The 223-nt window shown below is 37.2% G+C and carries 1 protein-coding gene; it reads right to left on the bottom strand.

What is annotated here, in order from left to right:
* Positions 1–223: LPXTG cell wall anchor domain-containing protein (locus tag HMPREF2984_RS06340; RefSeq protein ID WP_142350452.1), on the bottom strand; the 223-nt coding region annotated here is incomplete at both ends.

Genomic DNA, 223 nt, shown 5'->3' with positions numbered 1-223 from the left:
ACCATTTGTGAACACCGTTGTATTCTACTAATGGAGAGTAAGTATCTTTCACTTCCATCTTTTCAATCGCTTGACCACGATTAGCTGGTAAATAAGATGTTTCCAGTTCAAAGTTGTAAACTTGTCCAACCTTAACTGTCTTACCACTCAATGAATTCTGGTCTTTTTGACCATCTTCAACAGTTGCTACAACATCTTTCTTCGGATTGATCTTCGGAATGTT

This window comes from Streptococcus sp. HMSC066E07 (genome assembly GCF_001814695.1).
Classification (GTDB): Bacteria; Bacillota; Bacilli; order Lactobacillales; family Streptococcaceae; genus Streptococcus; species Streptococcus hominis.
Note: the sequence above shows the minus strand (reverse complement) of the source record. Positions and strands in the feature narration are given on the sequence as shown.